The sequence below is a fragment of the Amycolatopsis thermophila genome, from assembly GCF_030814215.1.
In the GTDB taxonomy this organism is placed as follows: Bacteria; Actinomycetota; Actinomycetes; order Mycobacteriales; family Pseudonocardiaceae; genus Amycolatopsis_E; species Amycolatopsis_E thermophila.
Genome location: NZ_JAUSUT010000001.1, coordinates 4793544 through 4811328 on the forward strand (window position 1 = coordinate 4793544; position 17785 = coordinate 4811328).

General features: G+C 73.5%; 18 protein-coding genes. 10 read left to right on the forward strand and 8 right to left on the reverse strand.

Annotation, left to right across the window (positions count from 1 at the left end; translation table 11 throughout):
- Positions 1–6 precede the first annotated feature (6 nt).
- The gene (locus tag FB470_RS23515) at positions 7–813 is read left to right on the forward strand and encodes an isocitrate lyase/PEP mutase family protein (RefSeq protein WP_306994877.1); all 807 of its coding nucleotides are present in this window, start codon (positions 7–9) and stop codon (positions 811–813) included.
- Here the strand turns inward: FB470_RS23515 and FB470_RS23520 are convergent.
- A complete protein-coding gene (locus tag FB470_RS23520) occupies positions 752–1945 on the reverse strand; it encodes an MFS transporter (RefSeq protein WP_306994879.1) in 1194 nt (397 codons plus the stop codon). The two genes, FB470_RS23515 and FB470_RS23520, sit on opposite strands and share 62 nt — an antisense overlap.
- A 79-nt stretch (positions 1946–2024) precedes the next feature.
- On the opposite strand from FB470_RS23520, the gene FB470_RS23525 reads away from it, so the two are divergent.
- Complete coding sequence (locus FB470_RS23525; protein WP_306994880.1) at positions 2025–2909, forward strand: LysR family transcriptional regulator; 885 nt, start codon at positions 2025–2027, stop codon at positions 2907–2909.
- A gap of 212 nt (positions 2910–3121) precedes the next feature.
- Positions 3122–3448, forward strand: a complete 327-nt coding sequence (locus FB470_RS23530) for a MarR family transcriptional regulator (protein WP_306994882.1) — start codon at positions 3122–3124, stop codon at positions 3446–3448.
- Between the two features lie 168 nt (positions 3449–3616).
- On the opposite strand, the gene FB470_RS23535 is transcribed toward FB470_RS23530, so the two are convergent.
- The 5 genes from FB470_RS23535 to FB470_RS23555 all read right to left on the reverse strand — a co-directional run bounded on the left by FB470_RS23535 (position 3617) and on the right by FB470_RS23555 (position 8893).
- Complete coding sequence (locus FB470_RS23535) at positions 3617–3892, reverse strand: hypothetical protein (protein WP_306994884.1); 276 nt, start codon at positions 3890–3892, stop codon at positions 3617–3619.
- Between the two features lie 963 nt (positions 3893–4855).
- Positions 4856–6790, reverse strand: a complete 1935-nt coding sequence (locus FB470_RS23540; RefSeq protein ID WP_306994886.1) for an aconitate hydratase — start codon at positions 6788–6790, stop codon at positions 4856–4858.
- Positions 6791–6801: 11 nt separating this feature from the next.
- Positions 6802–8106, reverse strand: coding sequence for an NAD(P)/FAD-dependent oxidoreductase (locus FB470_RS23545; RefSeq protein WP_306994888.1), 1305 nt, complete (start codon positions 8104–8106; stop codon positions 6802–6804).
- Positions 8099–8329, reverse strand: a complete 231-nt coding sequence (locus FB470_RS23550) for a hypothetical protein (RefSeq protein WP_306994890.1) — start codon at positions 8327–8329, stop codon at positions 8099–8101. Before FB470_RS23550 ends, FB470_RS23545 begins: the two co-directional genes overlap by 8 nt.
- A gap of 12 nt (positions 8330–8341) precedes the next feature.
- Positions 8342–8893 (reverse strand): hypothetical protein, encoded by a 552-nt coding sequence (locus tag FB470_RS23555; RefSeq protein WP_306994892.1) that lies wholly within the window; start codon positions 8891–8893, stop codon positions 8342–8344.
- Positions 8894–8971: 78 nt separating this feature from the next.
- On the opposite strand from FB470_RS23555, the gene FB470_RS23560 reads away from it, so the two are divergent.
- Positions 8972–9181: a hypothetical protein gene (locus tag FB470_RS23560; RefSeq protein WP_370876540.1), complete on the forward strand. Its 210-nt coding sequence runs from the start codon at positions 8972–8974 to the stop codon at positions 9179–9181.
- A gap of 110 nt (positions 9182–9291) precedes the next feature.
- Positions 9292–9783 carry a glutathione peroxidase gene (locus tag FB470_RS23565; protein WP_306994896.1) on the forward strand — a complete coding sequence of 164 codons (492 nt, stop codon included), beginning with the start codon at positions 9292–9294 and terminating at the stop codon, positions 9781–9783.
- Between the two features lie 60 nt (positions 9784–9843).
- Here the strand turns inward: FB470_RS23565 and FB470_RS23570 are convergent, their stop codons facing one another.
- The gene (locus FB470_RS23570) at positions 9844–10383 is read right to left on the reverse strand and encodes a MarR family winged helix-turn-helix transcriptional regulator (protein ID WP_306994897.1); all 540 of its coding nucleotides are present in this window, start codon (positions 10381–10383) and stop codon (positions 9844–9846) included.
- A 148-nt stretch (positions 10384–10531) separates the two neighbouring features.
- Here FB470_RS23570 and FB470_RS23575 point away from each other — a divergent pair, with 148 nt between their 5' ends.
- The 5 genes from FB470_RS23575 to FB470_RS23595 all read left to right on the forward strand — a co-directional run bounded on the left by FB470_RS23575 (position 10532) and on the right by FB470_RS23595 (position 16209).
- Entirely contained in the window at positions 10532–11494 is a 963-nt protein-coding gene (locus tag FB470_RS23575) for an MBL fold metallo-hydrolase (protein ID WP_306994899.1), read from the forward strand.
- Positions 11495–11497: 3 nt separating this feature from the next.
- Positions 11498–13099, forward strand: coding sequence for an FAD-dependent monooxygenase (locus FB470_RS23580; protein ID WP_306994900.1), 1602 nt, complete (start codon positions 11498–11500; stop codon positions 13097–13099).
- Positions 13100–13130: 31 nt separating this feature from the next.
- A complete protein-coding gene (locus FB470_RS23585) occupies positions 13131–13982 on the forward strand; it encodes an SDR family oxidoreductase (RefSeq protein ID WP_306994902.1) in 852 nt (283 codons plus the stop codon).
- A gap of 104 nt (positions 13983–14086) precedes the next feature.
- Positions 14087–14362: a helix-turn-helix domain-containing protein gene (locus FB470_RS23590; protein ID WP_306994904.1), complete on the forward strand. Its 276-nt coding sequence runs from the start codon at positions 14087–14089 to the stop codon at positions 14360–14362.
- Positions 14359–16209: a Na+/H+ antiporter gene (locus FB470_RS23595; protein ID WP_306994906.1), complete on the forward strand. Its 1851-nt coding sequence runs from the start codon at positions 14359–14361 to the stop codon at positions 16207–16209. Before FB470_RS23590 ends, FB470_RS23595 begins: the two co-directional genes overlap by 4 nt.
- 31 nt (positions 16210–16240) lie before the next feature.
- On the opposite strand, the gene FB470_RS23600 is transcribed toward FB470_RS23595, so the two are convergent.
- Positions 16241–17701, reverse strand: coding sequence for a benzaldehyde dehydrogenase (locus FB470_RS23600; RefSeq protein ID WP_306994907.1), 1461 nt, complete (start codon positions 17699–17701; stop codon positions 16241–16243).
- Between the last annotated feature and the right edge of the window lie 84 nt (positions 17702–17785).

The window sequence follows — 17785 nt, forward strand, 5'->3', positions numbered from 1 at the left end:
CGGACCATGAGCTTCGCCGACCTGCATCGCGCCGGACGCCCCCTGCTGCTGCCCAACGCCTGGGACCACGCCTCCGCCGCCGTCCTGGTGGCCGAAGGGTTCCCGGCCATCGGCACGACGAGCCTCGGCGTTGCGGCCGCCGCCGGCCTGCCGGACGGGACCGGCGCCACGCGCGCCGAAACCGTCGCGCTCGCCCGGCGCCTGACCCCCTTGCCGTGCCACGTCACCGTCGACATCGAGGGCGGGTTCTCCGAGGACCCGGCGGAGGTCGGTGCGCTCGGCGCGGAGCTGGCGGCGCTCGGCGTCGCCGGGGTGAACATCGAGGACGGCCGCGACAACGGGCGCCTCGCCGACCCCGCGCACCAGCAGGAGCTGATCGCCGCGCTCAAGTCCGCCGCGTCCGGACTGTTCGTCAACGCCCGCACCGACACGCACTGGCTCGGCACCGGTGCGGACCCGGTCGGCCGGATCCGCGCCTACCAGGAGGCGGGCGCGGACGGCGTGTTCGTGCCCGGCCTGACCGGCGAAGTGCCGATCGCCGCTGTGGTCGCGGCGGTCGACGTCCCGGTGAACATCCTGTTCTCGCCGTCCGGTCCGGGCGTCGCTCGGCTCGCCGAACTCGGGGTGCGGCGGATCAGCCTCGGCTCGCTGCTGTTCCGGGCGGCGCTGGAGGCGGTGGTGCGCACGGTCCACGCTGTCGCCGCTGGGCAGGACATCCCGCCGGTGCCCGGCTACGCCGACGTGCAGGCGCTCAGCTCGCCCGGAACAGCCGGCGCACCACCAGCGCCAGGATCACCAGCAGCGCCGCGGTGAACCCGAGCAGCGCGACCCGGATGTCGAGCACCTGGGTGGCGACACCGAGCGCGAGCACCGGCACCGCGAGCCCGGTGTAGGCGGCGAGGAACAGCCCGGCCAGCGCCTCGCCGCGGCTGTCCGCCGGGGCCAGTTCGAGCACGGTCCCGACGCTGCCCTTGAACCCGGCACCCGCCCCGGCTCCGGCGAGCACCGCGCCGAGCAGGAACACCGCCAGGCTGGGCAACCACACCGCCACCGTCACCAGCACGAGCCCGGTGGTCAGCAACCCGAGCCCGACCCCGAGCAACCGCCGCAGCTGCGCCCGTGCGAGCACGATCTGCGCCGCCGCCGCGGCACCGAAGACGACGAACACGCTCACCCCGGCCAGCGCGTGGGACTGCTCGTGCAGCGTGTTCGCCAGGAAACCCGGCGCCAGCGAGGTGAACAGGCCGAACACCGCGAACTCGGCGAGAGCGGCCGCACCGGCGGCGAGGTAGCGGGCACGGGCCTGCGGCGGGACCGACACCCGTTGCGGCCGGTAGCGCACGCGTGTGGCGGTCACCGTCTCCGGCGTCCGGGCCACCCCGATCGCGCCGAGCAGCATCAGCGCCTGGAACACCAGGTAGGGCACGTGCAGCGGATCGCCCGCGTACTCGGCGAGCAGCCCGGCCACGAGCGGGCCGAGGCCGATGCCGCCCAGGTTGGCCGCCGTCGCCACCACGTCGGCGCGGGTCCGCGTGGCGTCCGGCCGCGCCGCGAAGTGCAGTTCGGTCAGGTGCGCGGTGGCGGTCGCGGTGAGCATGCCGATGCTGACGCCCGACACGAACCGCGCGGCGAGCAGCGCGGGCACCGACGACCACGCCAGGAACACGACCCCGGCGAGCACGTTGACCAGCACCGCGGGCACCAGCACCCGGCGGCGGCCCACCCAGTCGGACACGTGCCCGGCCATGAACAGGCTGACGATCACGCCCAGCGCGTAGGCGGCGAAGACGAGGGTGACGGTGAACGGTCCGAACCCGTCCTTCTGCTGGTACACCACGTAGAGCGGGGCCGGGGCGGCGGAGAAGCCCATGGTCACCGCGAAGGTGTAGGCGACGAGCCAGAAGCCCGTGGCGTGGCGGTGCGAAGCCGTGGTTCCGAGGTTCACGAGGCCAGAGTGCGCCCGCGCGGTCATCTCGTCCAACGAATGTTTTCGCTCGCAGCTATCGCGGTGTTGGATAGCGGGTGTGGAACTGCGTCAGCTGTCGTACTTCGTGGCGGTCGCCGAGGAACTGAGCTTCACGCGCGCCTCGCAGCGGCTGCGGATCGTGCAGTCGGCGGTGTCGACGGCGATCCGCGCGCTGGAGAAGGAGGTCGGCGCCGAACTGTTCGACCGGGACAGCCGCCGGGTCGCCCTGACCGCCGCGGGGGAGGCGATGCTGCCCGGGGCGCGGGCCACCCTGGCCGCGGCGCGGGCGGCGGCGCAGGCCGCGTCGGGGGCGAGCGGCGAGGTCCGGGGCGTGGTCACCATGGGCACGCTGCTCTCGTCCGGGCGGGTGGACGTGCCGCGCGTGCTGGGCCGGTTCTCGCGGCGGCACCCGCGCGCGGCCGTGCGGCTGCAGTACTCGCCGTCCGGATCGGCCGGGCACGTGCGGGCGGTGCTGGACGGCCGCATGGACCTGGCGCTGGCGTCCGTGTCCGGGCGGGCGCCCGCGGGGCTGGCGCACGAGGTGGTCAGCAAGGAAGACCTGCGCCTGCTGTGCGGGCCGGACCACGCGCTCGCCCGCCGGGCGGAGGTGACGCTCGCCGACCTCGCCGAGGAGTCCTTCGTCGACTTCCCGCTGGGCTGGGGCAACCGGACGCTGGTGGACCGCGCGTTCGCCGGCGCCGGGCTGACTCGGTCGGTGCCGCTGGAGGTGTCGGACTACGCCACCGCCCGGTCGCTCATCTGCCAGGGCCTCGGGGTGGGGTTCGTCCCGGCCGGGGCCGCCGACGGGATGGCCGGCGTGGTCGAGGTCCCGCTCGTGCCGGAGCCGCTGCGGTGGTCGGTGTCGCTGGTGCACTCGGCCGTGCGGCCGCTGTCGCCCGCCGCGGCGGCGTTGCTGCGGGAGATTCACGCCGAACTGGACTGACGAGCCTGTGGCCTCCGGGGTGGCCCAGCCACGTCGCACCAGGTCGGCGCGGGCTTCGTCGACGCCGTGGAACGCGTCGAGCGCCCGGCTGAACTCGTTGAGGACCTGCCAGTGCCGGCGGGTCAGGCCGAGGTCGGTCAGGACGGCAGTCACGCCGTCCTCGAGCAGGGTGTGCAGGTGGCGCAGCCAACGCCGAATCGATCGCGCAGGCGATGGCCGCGCTGCGCCGGTCCCAGTCGCGGCGCCCGCTGGCCCGGTTGCCGCGGGAGCCGGGGCGGCGCGGTGGGGTGCCGGACGCGGCCCACGAGCTGCTGGACGCCGTCGCGGCGGCGGAGCACCCACCGACCGTCATCGAGGCGGCGGCGCTGCTGGGAACGGACCAGCCGCGGGCGCGCCGCCTCGCCGCTCAGGCGCTGGACGCGGGGTTGCTGCGGCGCCGCGCCGACCAGTCCGACGGGCGACGGTCACTGCTGGAGCCCACGGCCGGCGGGTGCTGGAGGCGATCCACGCGTTCCGGGCGCGGGTGGTGGCGGAGGTGACGGCCGGGTGGGAGGCCGCCGACCGGGCGGCGCCGGCGTCGCTGCTCGTGCGGTTCGCGGAGGATTTCGGCGAGTTCGCGCGCTGACCGCTGGTTCTCGTACGCCGACCGCTGAGACGAGGGCCGCAGGTTTCGGCGGCTCGGTGGGCGAGCTGAGGGAGGGGCGCGCTCAGGCGGCGTGGGCCCGGTGGGCGCGGAGCAGCGCCAGGCCGGCCTCGGTGGGCACGACCGGCACGTCCCCAGCGCCCGCGCCCGGCTCGGCGACGATCAGTTTCCGCCAGCTGAGGCGGTCGAGGGCCTCGCACTCCCAGGGCGGCACGCGCCCGGCCGCGGTCCCGTCGGGGCCGGCCCACATGTAGCACGTCGGGGCGCCCCAGAGGCCGTTGTGGAACAGGATCAGCCCGTCGGCGGCGTCCGCCAGGGCCTGGACATCTTGCGCGGTCATACCTGAAGGGTCCCCGGCGGCGAGGTGAGCACACATCCGCCGGAACACCGAACCGGCTACGTATTGTCGTCCGTCCGTGTGAGCCACACCGCACCAGCTTGCGGGCTGCGATGCGCTGGATGCGCCGCGCGGTGGGTTTTCCGGCCGGGCGGGGCTGACCACGCTGCTGCGTGGCGCGATTCGGCATGCGGTGAGCCGCCGTCACGGGCCGGAGGTAGTGCCCACCGTGAGACGCCCCGGGCAGGGGTTTCCAGGCGGATTCGCGGGTGGGTCGGCCGCACCGGCGGGGGAGCGCCGGTCGCGGGCTGCCCTGACCGGGTGGGCGGCGGCGCGATTCGTGCGGTGAGCCGGCTGTCACGGGCCGGAGGCAGGGCCCACCGCGGGACAACCCGCGGGCAGGGGTTTCCAGGCGGATTCGCGGGTGAGCCGGCCGCACCGGCGGGGGAGCGCCGGTCGCGGGGCCGCCCTGACCGGGTGGGCGGCGGCGCGATTCGTTCGGTGGGCTGGCCGTCACGGGCCGGAGGCAGGGCCCACCGCGGGAGGACCCGCGGGCGGGGGTTTCCAGGCGGATTCGCGGGTGGGTCGGCCGCACCGGCGGGGGAGCGCCGGTCGCGGGCTGCCCTGACCGGGTGGGCGGTCGCGCGATTCGTGCGGTGAGCCGGCTGTCACGGGCCGGAGGCAGGGCCCACCGCGGGACAACCCGCGGGCAGGGGTTTCCAGGCGGATTCGCGGGTGAGCCGGCCGCACCGGCGGGGGAGCGCCGGTCGCGGGGCCGCCCTGACCGGGTGGGCGGCGGCGCGATTCGTCGTGCGGCGAGCCGGATCCTCCGGTGCGCCTGCCCCACCTCGGCGCGGATCCTCAGGTGCCCACGCCGCCGCCTGCGGGGGAGCGGTGCCTACCGCGGGCAGGGGACCTTCCGGCAACCGGATCAACCACAGCGTGAGCCGAGGTGGTGTGCCGGGTTCACCGGCGTGCGAGCAGCGGGATGCGGCCCCCGGCGAGCACCGCCTCCACCTGCCGCGGCGAGAGCCGGTGCCGCAGGGCGATGTCGGTCTCGGTCGTGGTGTCCGTGGCCGTGATCTCCTCGCCCTCGGACAGCTGGGCGCGCACCCCGCGCAGCCGCAACACGTGCCCCTGCTCCACCCGGTCGTAATCCGCCGGGTCGGTGAACTCCAGCGCGAGGATCCCGAAGTTCGCCAGGTTCTGCCAGTGGATCCGCGCGAACGACTTCGCGACCACCGCCCGCAACCCGAGGTGCCGCGGCGTGATGGCCGCGTGCTCCCGCGACGACCCCTGCCCGTAGTTGTCCCCGCCGACCACGAAATGCCCCTCGTCGGCCGAGCGCGCCCGCTCCGGGTAGCTCTCGTCGACGCGGGTGAACGTGAAATCGGCCAGCTTCGGGATGTTCGAGCGGAACGGCAGCGCCGCGGCACCGGCCGGGGAGATCTCGTCGGTGGAGATGTTGTCGCCCACCTTCAGCAGGACCGGCCCCGCCATGTCGTCCGGCAACGGCGGGAAGTCCGGCAGCGACGAGATGTTCGGCCCCTTGACCAGCTCCTCCTTCGCCGCCTGTGCGGGCGGCAACGGCGGCACCAGCATCGCCGTGTTCACGGTGGCCCGCTCCGGCAGCTCGACCTGCGGGTATCCCATGTTCAGCTCGCGCGGATCGGTGATCACCCCGGTCAACGCGGCCGCGGCAGCCGTCTCCGGTGAGCACAGCCAGACGCTGTCCTCCTTCGTGCCCGACCGGCCCGGGAAGTTCCGCGGGAACGTGCGCAGCGAGTTGTGCCCGGCCGCGGGCGCCTGCCCCATCCCGATGCACCCCAGGCACCCGGCCTGGTGCAGCCGCGCGCCGGCCTGCACGAGGTCCAGCGTCGCGCCCATCTTCGTCAGGTCCGCCAGGATCTCCCGCGAGGTCGGGTTGACGTCGAAGCTCACCGCGTCGCACGTCTGCCGTCCGCGCACCATCGCGGCGGCGATCGCGAAGTCGCGCAACCCGGGGTTCGCCGACGAGCCGATCACCACCTGCCGCACCTCGGTGCCGGCCACCTCGCGCACCGGCACCACGTTGTCCGGGGAGGACGGGCACGCGATCAAGGGCTCCAAAGTGGACAGATCGATCTCGTCCTCGAGGTCGTACACCGCGTCGGGGTCGGGCAGCAGCTCGGTGAAATCGTCCGCGCGGTCCTGTGCCCGCAGGAAGTCCAGGACCGCCTGGTCGGCGGGGAAGACCGTCGTCGTGGCGCCCAGCTCGGCGCCCATGTTCGCGATGACGTGCCGGTCCATCGCCGACAGCGACGCCAGCCCCGGCCCGTGGTACTCCACGATCCGGTTGAGGCCGCCCTTGACGCTGTGCCGCCGCAGCATCTCCAGGATCACGTCCTTGGCCGACACCCACTCCGGCAGCGAGCCGGTCAGCCGCACGCCCCAGATCTCCGGCATCCGCAGGTACAGCGGCTCACCGGCGATCGCCATCGCGACCTCGAGCCCGCCGACGCCGATCGCGAGCATGCCGAGGGACCCGGCCGCGCACGTGTGCGAATCCGACCCGACCATCGTCGTGCCCGGCACCCCGAACCGCTGCATGTGCGTGGGGTGCGAAACCCCGTTGCCGGGCTTGGAGAACCAGAGCCCGTACCGGCGGCACGCCGAGCGCAGGAACGCGTGGTCCTCGGCGTTCTTCTCGTCGGCCTGCAGCAGGTTGTGGTCGACGTACTGGACGCTGACCTGGGTGCGTGCCCGGTCCAGCCCCAGCGCCTCCAGTTCCTGCATGACGAGCGTGCCGGTGGCGTCCTGGGTGAGGGTCTGGTCGACCCGCAGGCCGATCTCCCGGCCCGGCACCGGTTCCCCGGACACCAGGTGGGCGTCGATCAGCTTGCGGGCGACCGGTACCCCCATCAGAACCTCCGCTACCCCCGGCTGGCCCGGACGAACTGCTCCCGCGGGTGGTGCTGCTCGCCGGTCGCGACGACCTGGCGCCGGAACGGCAGCGAGATCAGCCAGTCCGCGGCGATCCGCGTCTTGCGGTGCGCGGTCGGCATGGTCATCAGGTGGTAGGCGCGGTGCAGCGCCCACGCCGGCCAGCCCCGCAGCTTGACCCCGTAGATCTGTGCGACGCCCTGGTAGAGGCCCAGGCTGGCGACGGACCCGGCATAGGAGTGCCGGTAGCCCTCCAGCGGGCCGCCCCGCAGGGTCGCGACGATGTTCTTCGCCAGCACCACCGCCTGCCGCGACGCGTGCTGCGCCGACGGTGCGCACACCGCGCCCGGCTCCTTGCTGGTCACATCCGGCACGGCCGCCGCGTCGCCGGCGGAGAACACGCCCGGCGCGCCGTCCACCTCGAGTGTGGTCGCGCAGCAGACGCGGCCCTTGGGGTTGAGCGGCAGGTCGGTGTCGGCGAGCATCGGGCTCGGCTTGACGCCGGCGGTCCACACGATGGTGTCGGCGTCGAACTCGGTGTCGTCGCCCAGCACCACGTGGCAGTCCTCGCACGATTTGAGCGTCGTGCCGAGGTGGACCTCGAACCCGCGCTTGGTCAGCAGGCCGAGTGTGTAGGTCGCCAGCGACGAGCTGACCTCCGGCATGATCCGGTCGGCCGCCTCGACCAGCACCCAGCGCAGCTCGGAGCGGTCGATGGCGTAGTCCTTCAGCGCGTGGCGGGTCATGTCCTCCAGCTCCGCCATCGCCTCGATCCCGGCGTAGCCGCCGCCGACGAACAGGAACGTCAGCAGCTTGCGGCGCAGCTCCCGGTCCACCGTGCTGGCCGCGAGGTCGAGCCGGGACAGCACGTGGTTGCGCAGGTAGACGGCCTCCTCCAGGGTCTTGAAACCGATGCCGTGCTCGGCCAGGCCCGGGATGGGCAGCGTCCGGGACACCGACCCCGGCGCCACGACGAGGATGTCGTAGCCGATCTGCTCGACGTGCCCGTCGGCCACCCGCAGGGTCACCGACTTCGACGTCGTGTCGACGCCGGTCGCCTCGGCGGACATCACCTTGCAGCCGGGCAGGACCTCGCGCAGCGGCACCACCACGTGTCGCGGCTCGACGGAGCCGGCCGCGGCTTCGGCGAGGAACGGCTGGTAGGTCATGTAGGACCGCGGGTCGATGACGGTCAGCTGGGCTTCGTCGGCGGAGAGGCGCTTGCGCAGCTGCCTCGCCGTCGTGGCGCCCACGTAGCCGCCGCCGATGATCACGATCCTGGCCGGGTCACCCACGCAGGGCCTCCTCGTCCGTCTCGTACTCCACTTCCCGCTGCTGCTCCGCGACGTCCCCGGGGTCGGCCTCGGCCGGCAGGCCGGGCGACAGCCCGGTGCGCGGCGGCGGGTTCGTCACCTGCCGCTGCTCCAGCGCGTCCGCCTCGGGCGCCTCGGGATCGGGCGGCAGCGGGGACTCCTGCTCCAGCGCTTCGCGCACGGACTCCTCGTCGGGCTCGGTCACCAGATCACTCCCTCAGTCGATTTCCGCGACGGCGCGCTCGACGCCGGCGACCACGTCGGGGTGGCCCAGCGGCAGCGGTGCCGGGATGCGGTCGTCCTCGCCGCCGGTGCTGTGCGCCACCACGCGCACCCGCACCCCGGATGCCGCCAGGCCGTCGATCCGCTCGCGGTGGTCGTTCTCCCAGTGCCGGTCCGCGGTCTCGCCGTGCCCCGGGGGCACGAACCGCTCGGCAGCCGGGTCCACCAGCAGCACCGAACGCACGGATCCGGTGTGCTGTTCGGCCAGCCGCAGCGCGCCGTCGGCGAACGGTCCGCTCGCCACCACGTGCACCGTCTGGCCGGGCGGGTCGGACAGGATGTCGTCGGCCTGCGTCAGCCCGCCGTCCGCGGGCAGGCGGCACCACACGATCTGCCAGTCGTCCGTCTTGTCCCGCCACGTCGCAGGCAGGCCTTCGTGCTTGGCCAGCCCGGTCGGATCGAGCACCAGCACGGTCGGCCCGTCCGGGGTACCTTCGGTTACGGCGGCCGGGCCCTCGGCACGCACCGGGTCCGGGGAGTAGTTCATCAACCGCTCCTTTCTCCGGTCCCCGGCTACCCCGGGTACCGCCGCCCTACACGGATCACGTGCAGACAGGGGATGGACATGCGTGAGCACTTGCGGGAGGTCGCCGACTTCAACGTGCCGGTGACCTCGGCCGAGGACACCGAACTGATCGCCGACCAGCGCCGCCGCGCCGTGCGCGCGGTGGCTTCCGCGGCGCGCAGCGCGGAGGACTGCGCGCTGCTGCTGGACGCCCTCGGCCTCAAGCCGGGCGAGGGAGTCACGCCGGTTCCGGCCCAGCGACTGGGCTGATCGGGTGTAAGCGGGGTGTAACGCTGGTCACGGTCGGCGCCGGGAGGGGAACGGCCCGGCCGTGATCGCGTTGCCAGTGGTGAGGCACCGACCACTGGCGGAGGTTTTCCATGGCCCTGGCTGACATCGAGCTGCGCACGCTCGCCGGCGAACCCGCGACACTGGGCGGGCTGGGCCGCAAGGCGCTGCTCATCGTGAACGTCGCGTCCCGGTGCGGGCTGACCCCGCAGTACGCCGGACTGGAGCGGCTGCAGGAACGCTACGGCGACCGGGGGTTCTCCGTCGTCGGCTTCCCGTGCAACCAGTTCGCCGGCCAGGAACCGGGCTCCGCCGAGGAGATCGCCACCTTCTGCTCGGCCACCTACGGCGTCACGTTCCCGATGTTCTCCAAGATCGAGGTCAACGGGCCCGGCCGGCACCCGGTCTACGCCGAGCTGGTCGAGACGCCGGACGCCGAGGGGCAGCGCGGGGACGTGCAGTGGAACTTCGAGAAGTTCCTCGTCGACCCCGACGGCAAGGTCGTGGCCCGGTTCCGGCCGCGCACCGACCCGGAGGCCCCGGAGGTCGTCGAGGCCATCGAGGCCGTCCTGCCCGCCGCCTGAATCGGTCAAAGTTTTGATGACCGTGGCGCGGTGGTGCGGTGAGCGGCGCCACTTCGCCGGCTAGAAGCGGCGTTTCGCTTCGAGTGCCGCCGAACTCGTCGTGAGCTTCTCGAGCAGTCCGATGAGGATGGTCTGCTCCGGCTTGGTGAGCGCGTGCGCCCACGCCTGCTCACGGGCGTTGTGCGCCTCGTATGCGCTGGTGATCGCCTCGTGGCCGGCCTCGGTGAGGGTCAGCAGCACCGCCCGCCGGTCGTGCTCGGCCTGCTTGCGCGACACCAGTCCGTCCCGTTCCAGCGTGTTGACCAGCGCCGACACGGCCGCGCGGCTCATCCCGGACAACCGCGCGACCCGTTTGGCCTCCATCGGCCCGGCCAGCCACAGCACGAACAGCACCCGGAAGCCGCCCCAGCTCCAGCCGCGCGGCCGGTGCACCGTGGACTCCCAGTCGTAGACGAGTGCGCTGGTCAGACGGTGCAACGTCAGGCCGAGGCGCATCGCGGTGGCGTCGACCGCGGGCAGCTCCGCGGTCGTCTTGGCGATCGCGTAGTCCACGAACGTCAGGTAGTCCAGCTCATCGCGAGCAGCCGGGTCTGCGGTCATGCGCTTCAGGCTAGGCCCCTGCGCGCCCCCCGTTCGACCAACGTCCGGGTTACCGCCGGGTTCGGGAAGTAGGCTTCCGTTACGGGGTGACCCGGGTTACGCTGACGTCCACCAAATAGTCAAAGGTTTGATCAAAAGGAGGTGCGGGGTGGCTCAGAAGTCGTTCGCCTCGTCCGGCGACCTGACGGAGAAGGAACAGACCCTGGAGGTGCTCGACGACGGCGTCTACGCGCTCACCGCCGAAGGCGACCCCAACGTCGGCGCCATCGAGGGCGAGGACTTCCTGGTCTGCTTCGAGGCGCTGGCCACGCCGGTCGCGGCCCAGGACTGGCTCGCCAAGCTCCGCGAGCACACCGACAAGCCGGTGCGCTACCTCGTGCTCTCGCACTACCACGCGGTGCGCGTGCTGGGCGCGTCCGCGTTCGACGCCGAGGTGATCGTCGCGCACGAGAACACCCGCGCGCTGGTCGCCGAGCGCGGCAAGGAGGACTGGGAGAGCGAGTTCGGCCGCATGCCGCGGCTGGCCAAGGCCGCCGACTCGGTGCCCGGTTTGACCTGGCCGACCCTCACCTTCTCCGACCGGCTCACCATCGACCTCGGCGGTGACCGCGGCGACCTCGTCCTGCAGTACTGCGGCCGCGGGCACACCGAGGGCGACATCGTGGCCTGGCTGCCCCGGCAGAAGATCCTCTACGCCGGCGATCTGGTCGAGGCCGAGGCCGCGCTCTACACCGGCGACGCCTTCCACCGCGACTGGGCATCGTCCACTCTGGACCGGGTGAAGGCCTTCGGCGCGGAGGCGCTGATCGGCGGCCGCGGCGCGGTCAGCCGGGGCCGGGACGCCGTCGACGCGGCGATCGAGCAGACCCGCGGCTTCCTCGACGTGATGATCCGCGAGGTCGGCGCCGTGCAGCGGGCCGGTGGCACGCTCAAGGAGGCCTTCGAGCGCACCCACGCGGCCCTGTCGCCGAAGTTCGGGCACTGGCCGATCTTCGAGCACTGCCTGCCCTTCGACGTTTCGCGCCTGTGGGACGAGCTGTCCGGCATCGAGCGCCCGGTGATCTGGACGGCGCAGCGGGACCGCGAGGTCTGGGACCAGCTGCAGGGCTGAGACATGACCACGACACGAGACCGCGCGGTGGCGGTGATCGGCAACGGACCGGTCGGGCAGACGACCGCGCTGCTGCTGGCCAGGTGGGGCGTGCCGGTGCTGCTGCTGGACGGCCGCGCGGAACGCGACCTGGTCGGCTCCAAGGCGATCTGCCAGCAGCGCGACGTGCTCGACGTGTGGGAGGCCGTGGGCGCCGGACGGCGCATCGCCGACGAGGGCGTCACCTGGACCACCGCGCGCACGTTCCACCGCGACCGCGAACTGTTCGCCTACGAGATGGCCGATCCGGGCGTCTCGGCGTTCCCGCCGTTCGTCAACATCTCCCAGGCCCGCACCGAGGAGATCCTGGACGAGCGGATCGCCGCCGAGCCGCTGATCGACGTGCGCTGGCGCCACCGGGTCACCGGCATCGCCCAGGACGTCGGCGGGGTGACCCTCACCGTCGACGGCCGCGGCGACCTGCGCGCCGCCTACGCCGTGGCGTGCGCCGGGGCGCGGGGTGACGACCTGCGCCGCGTGCTCGGTGTCGGCTTCGCCGGCCACTCCTTCGACGACCGGTTCCTCATCTGCGACATCCGCGCCGAGCTGCCCGGCTGGGCGCAGGAACGGCGGTTCTACTTCGACCCGTCGTGGAACCCGGGCCGCCAGGTGCTCATCCACCCGTGCCCGGACTCGACGTTCCGCATCGACTGGCAGGTCCCCGGCGACTACGACCTGGCCGCCGAGGAGGCCAGCGGCGCCCTCGACGCGCGGATCCGCGCGATCATCGGGGACCGGCCGTACGAGATCGTGTGGAAGTCGGTCTACCGGTTCCACTCGCGGGTGGCCGAGCGGATGCGCGTGGGCCGCGTGCTGCTGGCCGGGGACTGCGCGCACCTGGTGTCGCCGTTCGGCGCGCGCGGCCTCAACTCCGGCGTCGGTGACGCGGAGAACGCCGCGTGGAAGCTCGCGTTCGTCCTGCACGGGTGGGCGGGCGAGGAGCTGCTCGAGTCCTACCACGACGAGCGGCACGCGGCGGCGTGCGAGAACATCGCGGTCACCACGGCCACGATGGACTTCCTGGTCCCGCAGACCGACGAGCAGCACCACCGCCGCCGCTCGGTGCTCGAGGCCGCCGCCACCGACCCGGCGATGCGGGCCCAGGTCGACTCCGGACGGCTCGCCGAACCCTTCTGGTACACCGGGTCGCCGCTGACGACGCCCGATGACTCGCGGCCCTTCGCCGGGCGCCCCCCGCGCGGCGAGGTGCCTGCGGCGGGGCCGGGGATCCTGGTGCCGGACGTGCCGGTGTCGGTGACCGGTTCGGCGTGCAGCCGCTTCCGGGAACTGGCGCGCGACGGCGTCCTGCTGCTGGCCACCGACGGGGCCGACGTCGACCCGCCGGGGGACGTCCGGGCGCCGATGCGGACCCTGCGGCTGTCCGATGTCGACGTGACCGGCAAGCTCGCCGAAGCACTGGCCGCGCGGCCCGGCGAGGTGTGGGTGATCCGGCCGGACGCCTACGTGGCCGCGGTCGTCACCGATCCCGCCGGCCTCGCGGCGGCGGTGAACCGGGCGCTCGCCTGGCCGGTCACCGAACGTATCCTGCCCAACGCCGGCCGGTGAGCCGCGGGGCCGGCACGTGAGAAGGAGGACGATGGGCACGATCGCCGTCACCGGGGCCACCGGTCAGCTGGGTGCGCGGGTTTCCGCGCTGCTCGCCGAGCGGGGTGTCGCGCAGCGGCTGTGCGTGCGCGACCCGGCGCGGGCGCCGGAGGCCGCGGGCGCCGAGGTCGTCGCGACCAGGTACGAGGACACGGCCGGCTTCCGGGACGCGCTGTCCGGCGTCTCGACGCTGTTCCTGGTGTCCGGTCACGAGGGGCCGGAGCGGATGGACCTGCACCGCAGCGCCGTGCGGGCCGCCGCCGAGGCCGGGGTCGGCCGCGTCGTCTACACCTCGTTCCTCGGCGCGGCCCCGCTGGCGACGTTCACCTTCGCCCGCGAGCACGCCGAGACCGAGCGGCTCATCCGGGAGTCGGGGATGCGGCTGACGGCCCTGCGCAACACCCTGTACGCGGACGTCGCACCGCATTTCGTCGGCTCCGACGGCGTGCTGCGCGGCCCGGCCGCGGACGGGCGGCTGGCGTGGGTGGCGCGGCAGGACGTGGCGCGGCTGGCCGTGGAGTGCCTGCTCGACGACGCACACGCCGACCAGGTCTACGACGTCACCGGCCCGGAGGCGATCGACCTGGACGAGACCGCGGCACTGCTGAGCGAGGTGTCCGGCCGGGAGATCACCTACCACGCCGAGACGCTCGACGAGGCGCGCGCGTCCCGGGCGGGCGCCCAGCCGTGGCAGATCGACGGCTGGGTCGGGTCGTACGCGGCGATCGCGACCGGCGAGGTGGCGGTCACCAGCCACACGATCGAGCACGTCACCGGCCGCCGCCCGTGGACGTTCGCCGAGTTCCTCGCGGCGGAACCCCAGGCGTGGGCGCACCTGAAGTGACCTGCGCGCGAAACGTTCAGCGTGCTGACGGTGGCCTTCACGCTCCCCGGAACCGGTGACTATCATCGAGACCCGAGAAGATCAACCCCCGAGAGGCACCGCGCATGGCGTCGGAGAGACCGGCATCCCCCTCGGTCGACCGCACGCTGACCGTGCTGGAGACCCTTGTCGAGGCCGGTGAGGGCCTCACCCTCACCGCGCTGGCGCGTGCCACCGAAATCCCGCTGGCCACCTGCGCGTCGATCGTCTACACCCTGGAAAGCCGCGGGTACGCCCGCCGCCGGGTGGTCGGCCGCAGCCACTTCTGGCGCGCCACGCCCCGGCTGTACGAGGTCGCCGCGCCACTGGCCGGCCAGGCGCTGCCGGCGCGGCCGGGATGATCGTCGCCCTCGAGCTGGCCGCGCTCGTCGTCGCCGTCCTGGCCGTCTCCGGTATCGCGCAGCGGCTGAACTGGTCCCCGCCGTTGCTGCTCGTCCTGACCGGTGTCGCGGCCTCGTTCGTGCCCGGCGTGCCGGACTACCACCTCGACCCCGAGGTCGTCCTCGTCGGCCTGCTGCCCCCACTGCTGTACGCCACCGCGATCCGCACACCGCTGTTCGACTTCCGCGCCAACCGCCTGCCGATCGCCGCGCTGTCGGTCGGGCTCGTCGTGTTCACCACGCTCGCCGTGGGCTGGGTGGTGTGGCTCATCGTGCCCGGGATCCCGCTGGCGGCCGGGTTCGCGCTCGGCGCGGTCGTCGCCCCGCCGGACGCGGTCGCGGCCACGGCCGTGGGCAGGCGGGTCGGCATGCCACGCCAGATCGTGCGCATCCTCGAGGGCGAGAGCCTGCTCAACGACGCCGCCGCGCTGGTCGGTCTGCGCACCGCCGTCGCCGCGATCGCCGGCGCCGTCAGCCTGTGGGAGGTCGGCGGCGACTTCCTGCTCGCCGCGGGCGCGGGAGCGGCGGTCGGCGGGCTGATCGGGTGGGCGGCCAGCGCGTTGCGGCGGCGGCTCACCGACCCGGTGGCCGACACGGCGTGGTCGTTCGTCATCCCGTTCGTGGCCTACCTGCCCGCCGAGGCGATCCACGGCTCCGGGGTGCTGGCGGTCGTGGTGGCCGGGCTGATCGTCGGGCACCAGATGCCGCGCCTGCTGTCCGGGCCGTCCCGCCTGGCCAGCAGGCTGAACTGGCGCACCGTGCAGTTCCTGCTGGAGAACGTGGTCTTCCTGCTGATCGGACTGCAGGTGCGGCGCATCGTCGAGGAGGTCGGCCACGTCGGGCTGTCGGCCTGGACGCTCGTGCTCATCTGCGCCGGTGTGCTGGCGGCGACGATCCTGACGCGGGTCGTGTGGGTCTTCGGGTACGGGTTCGTCAGCCGCCTGCGGCCGGGCGGCCGGACCCCGTGGTCGTACTTCGCGGTGATCTCGTGGGCGGGCATGCGCGGCGTGGTGACGCTCGCGGCCGCGTTCGTGCTGCCGGACGGCACGCCGGGACGGCCGGTACTGGTGCTGGCCGCGTTCGTCGTCGTGGCCGGAACCCTGTTGCTGCACGGCATGACCCTGCCCGGGCTGGTGCGCCGGCTGAGCCTGCCGCCGCCCAACCCGGCCGAGGACGCCCTGCAGGAAGCGGCGCTGCTGCACGAAATGACGTCGGCGGGCCTGGCGCGGCTGGAGGAGATCCGGCGGCCGCAGGACCCGCCGGAGGTCATCGACCGGTTGCGCGACAAGCAGTCCTACCGCTCGGACTCGGCGTGGGAGAACCTCGGCCGGGGCAGCGCACTGGAGGAGACCCCCAGCGACGCGTACCGTCGGCTGCGGGCCGAGATGCTGGAGGCCGAGCGGAGCGTCCTGCTGACGGCGCGGCACAACGGCACCGCGGACGACGAGGTGCTCCGGCGGGTGCTCGACGGGCTGGACATCGAGGAGTCGCTCCTGGAGCGACCCGAGGAGGAACCGGGCATGGAACGCGAACTGGACACCCCGGAGGCCACCGCGGGCACCTGCGTGCACCTGGAGACGGCGGGCGCGCCGGAGACGGACGCTTCGGGGTGCGTGGACTGCCTGCGCGAGGGCACGACGTGGGTGCACCTGCGGCTGTGCCTGGAATGCGGGCACGTCGGCTGCTGCGACTCGTCCCCGCGCAAGCACGCGACGCAGCACTTCCACGACACCCGCCACCCGGTGATCCGCAGCTACGAGCCGGGGGAGAACTGGCGCTGGTGCTTCGTGGACGGGATCGTCGGCTGAGGGGGCGCCGGGCGGCGCCCCCTCGTGGCCGTCAGAACGGGTAGCCGGCCACGTCGCCACGCATCGTGACCCACCGGGTCTCGGTGAAGGCCTCGATGTTGGCCGCGGGGCCGCCGAAGCGGGAGCCCGTGCCGGAGTCGAACACGCCGCCGAACGGCGCCAGCGCCTCGTCGTTGACCGTCTGGTCGTTGATGTGCGCGATGCCGGTGGGGATCCGCTCCGCCAGCGCCAGGCCCTTCGCCACGTCCGCGGTGATGATGCCCAGCGACAGCCCGTACTCGCTCTCCGACGCCAGCTTCGCCGCCTCGTCCAGGGTCGAGAACTTCGCCACCGGCGCGACCGGGCCGAACACCTCGTGGTCGTAGGCCGGCACCGACGGGCCGGCGCTGGCGAGCACGGTCGCCCGGTAGAACAGGTCCTCGTACGTGCCACCGGCGGCGACCTTCGCCCCGGCGTCCACGCTGGACGTCACCAGGCCGTGGATCTTGTCGCGCTGGCCGGCATCGATGATCGGGCCCAGGGCGACCTGCTCGGTGAACGGGTTGCCCACGGGCAGGTGGTTCGCCTTGTCCGCCAGCCGGTCGACGTACTCGTCGTAGAGCGAGGCGTGCACCAGGTGCCGCCCGGTGGTCATGCAGATCTGGCCCTGGTGGAAGAACGACCCCCACGCGGCGGCGCTCATGGCCTGCTCCAGGTCGGCGTCGTCGAGCACGATCAGCGCCGAGTTGCCGCCCAGCTCCAGGTGCGCGCGCTTGAGGTGGCGCCCGGCCGATTCACCGACCGCGCGGCCGGCCGCCGTCGAGCCGGTGAACGAGATGACGCGGACGTGCTCGTCCTCGACCAGCGCCGCACCCACGTCCGGACCGCCGGGCAGCACGTGCAGCACCCCGGCTGGCAGCCCGGCCTCCTCGAAGACCCGCGCCAGCGCCACCCCGCCGCACACCGCGGTCCGCGGGTCCGGCTTGAGCACGACGGCGTTGCCCAGCGCCAGTGCGGGCGCGACCGAACGGATCGACAGGATCAGCGGCGCGTTGAACGGCGCGATCACGCCCACCACCCCGGCCGGCACGCGGCGCGCCATGCTCAGCCGCGGCGCCTCGCTCGGCAGCACCTCGCCGGTCGGGTGCGAGGGCAGCGCGGCGGCTTCGTGGCACTCCTGTGCGGCCACGTGCAGTTCGAAGTCGGCCTTGCCGGGAATGCTGCCGGACTCCCGGATCAGCCAGTCCTTCAGCTCGGCGGCGTGCTGCTGCCACAGGTCGCCGGCGCGGCGCAGGACCGCTGCGCGTTCCTGGAACGAGGTCGCCGCCCACGCGCGCTGCGCCTCGGCGGCCGTCTTCGCGGACGCGGCCAGGTCCTCGGGCGAGGCGATGCCCACCCGGCCCAGCTCGTCACCGGTCGCCGGTTCGACGACCGCGGCGTCGCCGCCCGCCGCGCGCTCCCAGCTGCCGGTGAAGACGCGGCCCGTCCACTTCTCGTCGTCGAGAAAGCTCACTGTCACTCCTGGTCGTGGCTCGTGCGCGGGTTTTCCGCCATCCTCCGGGGCTGGTCCGGCGACACCAGGGGGTCTTCCACTCAC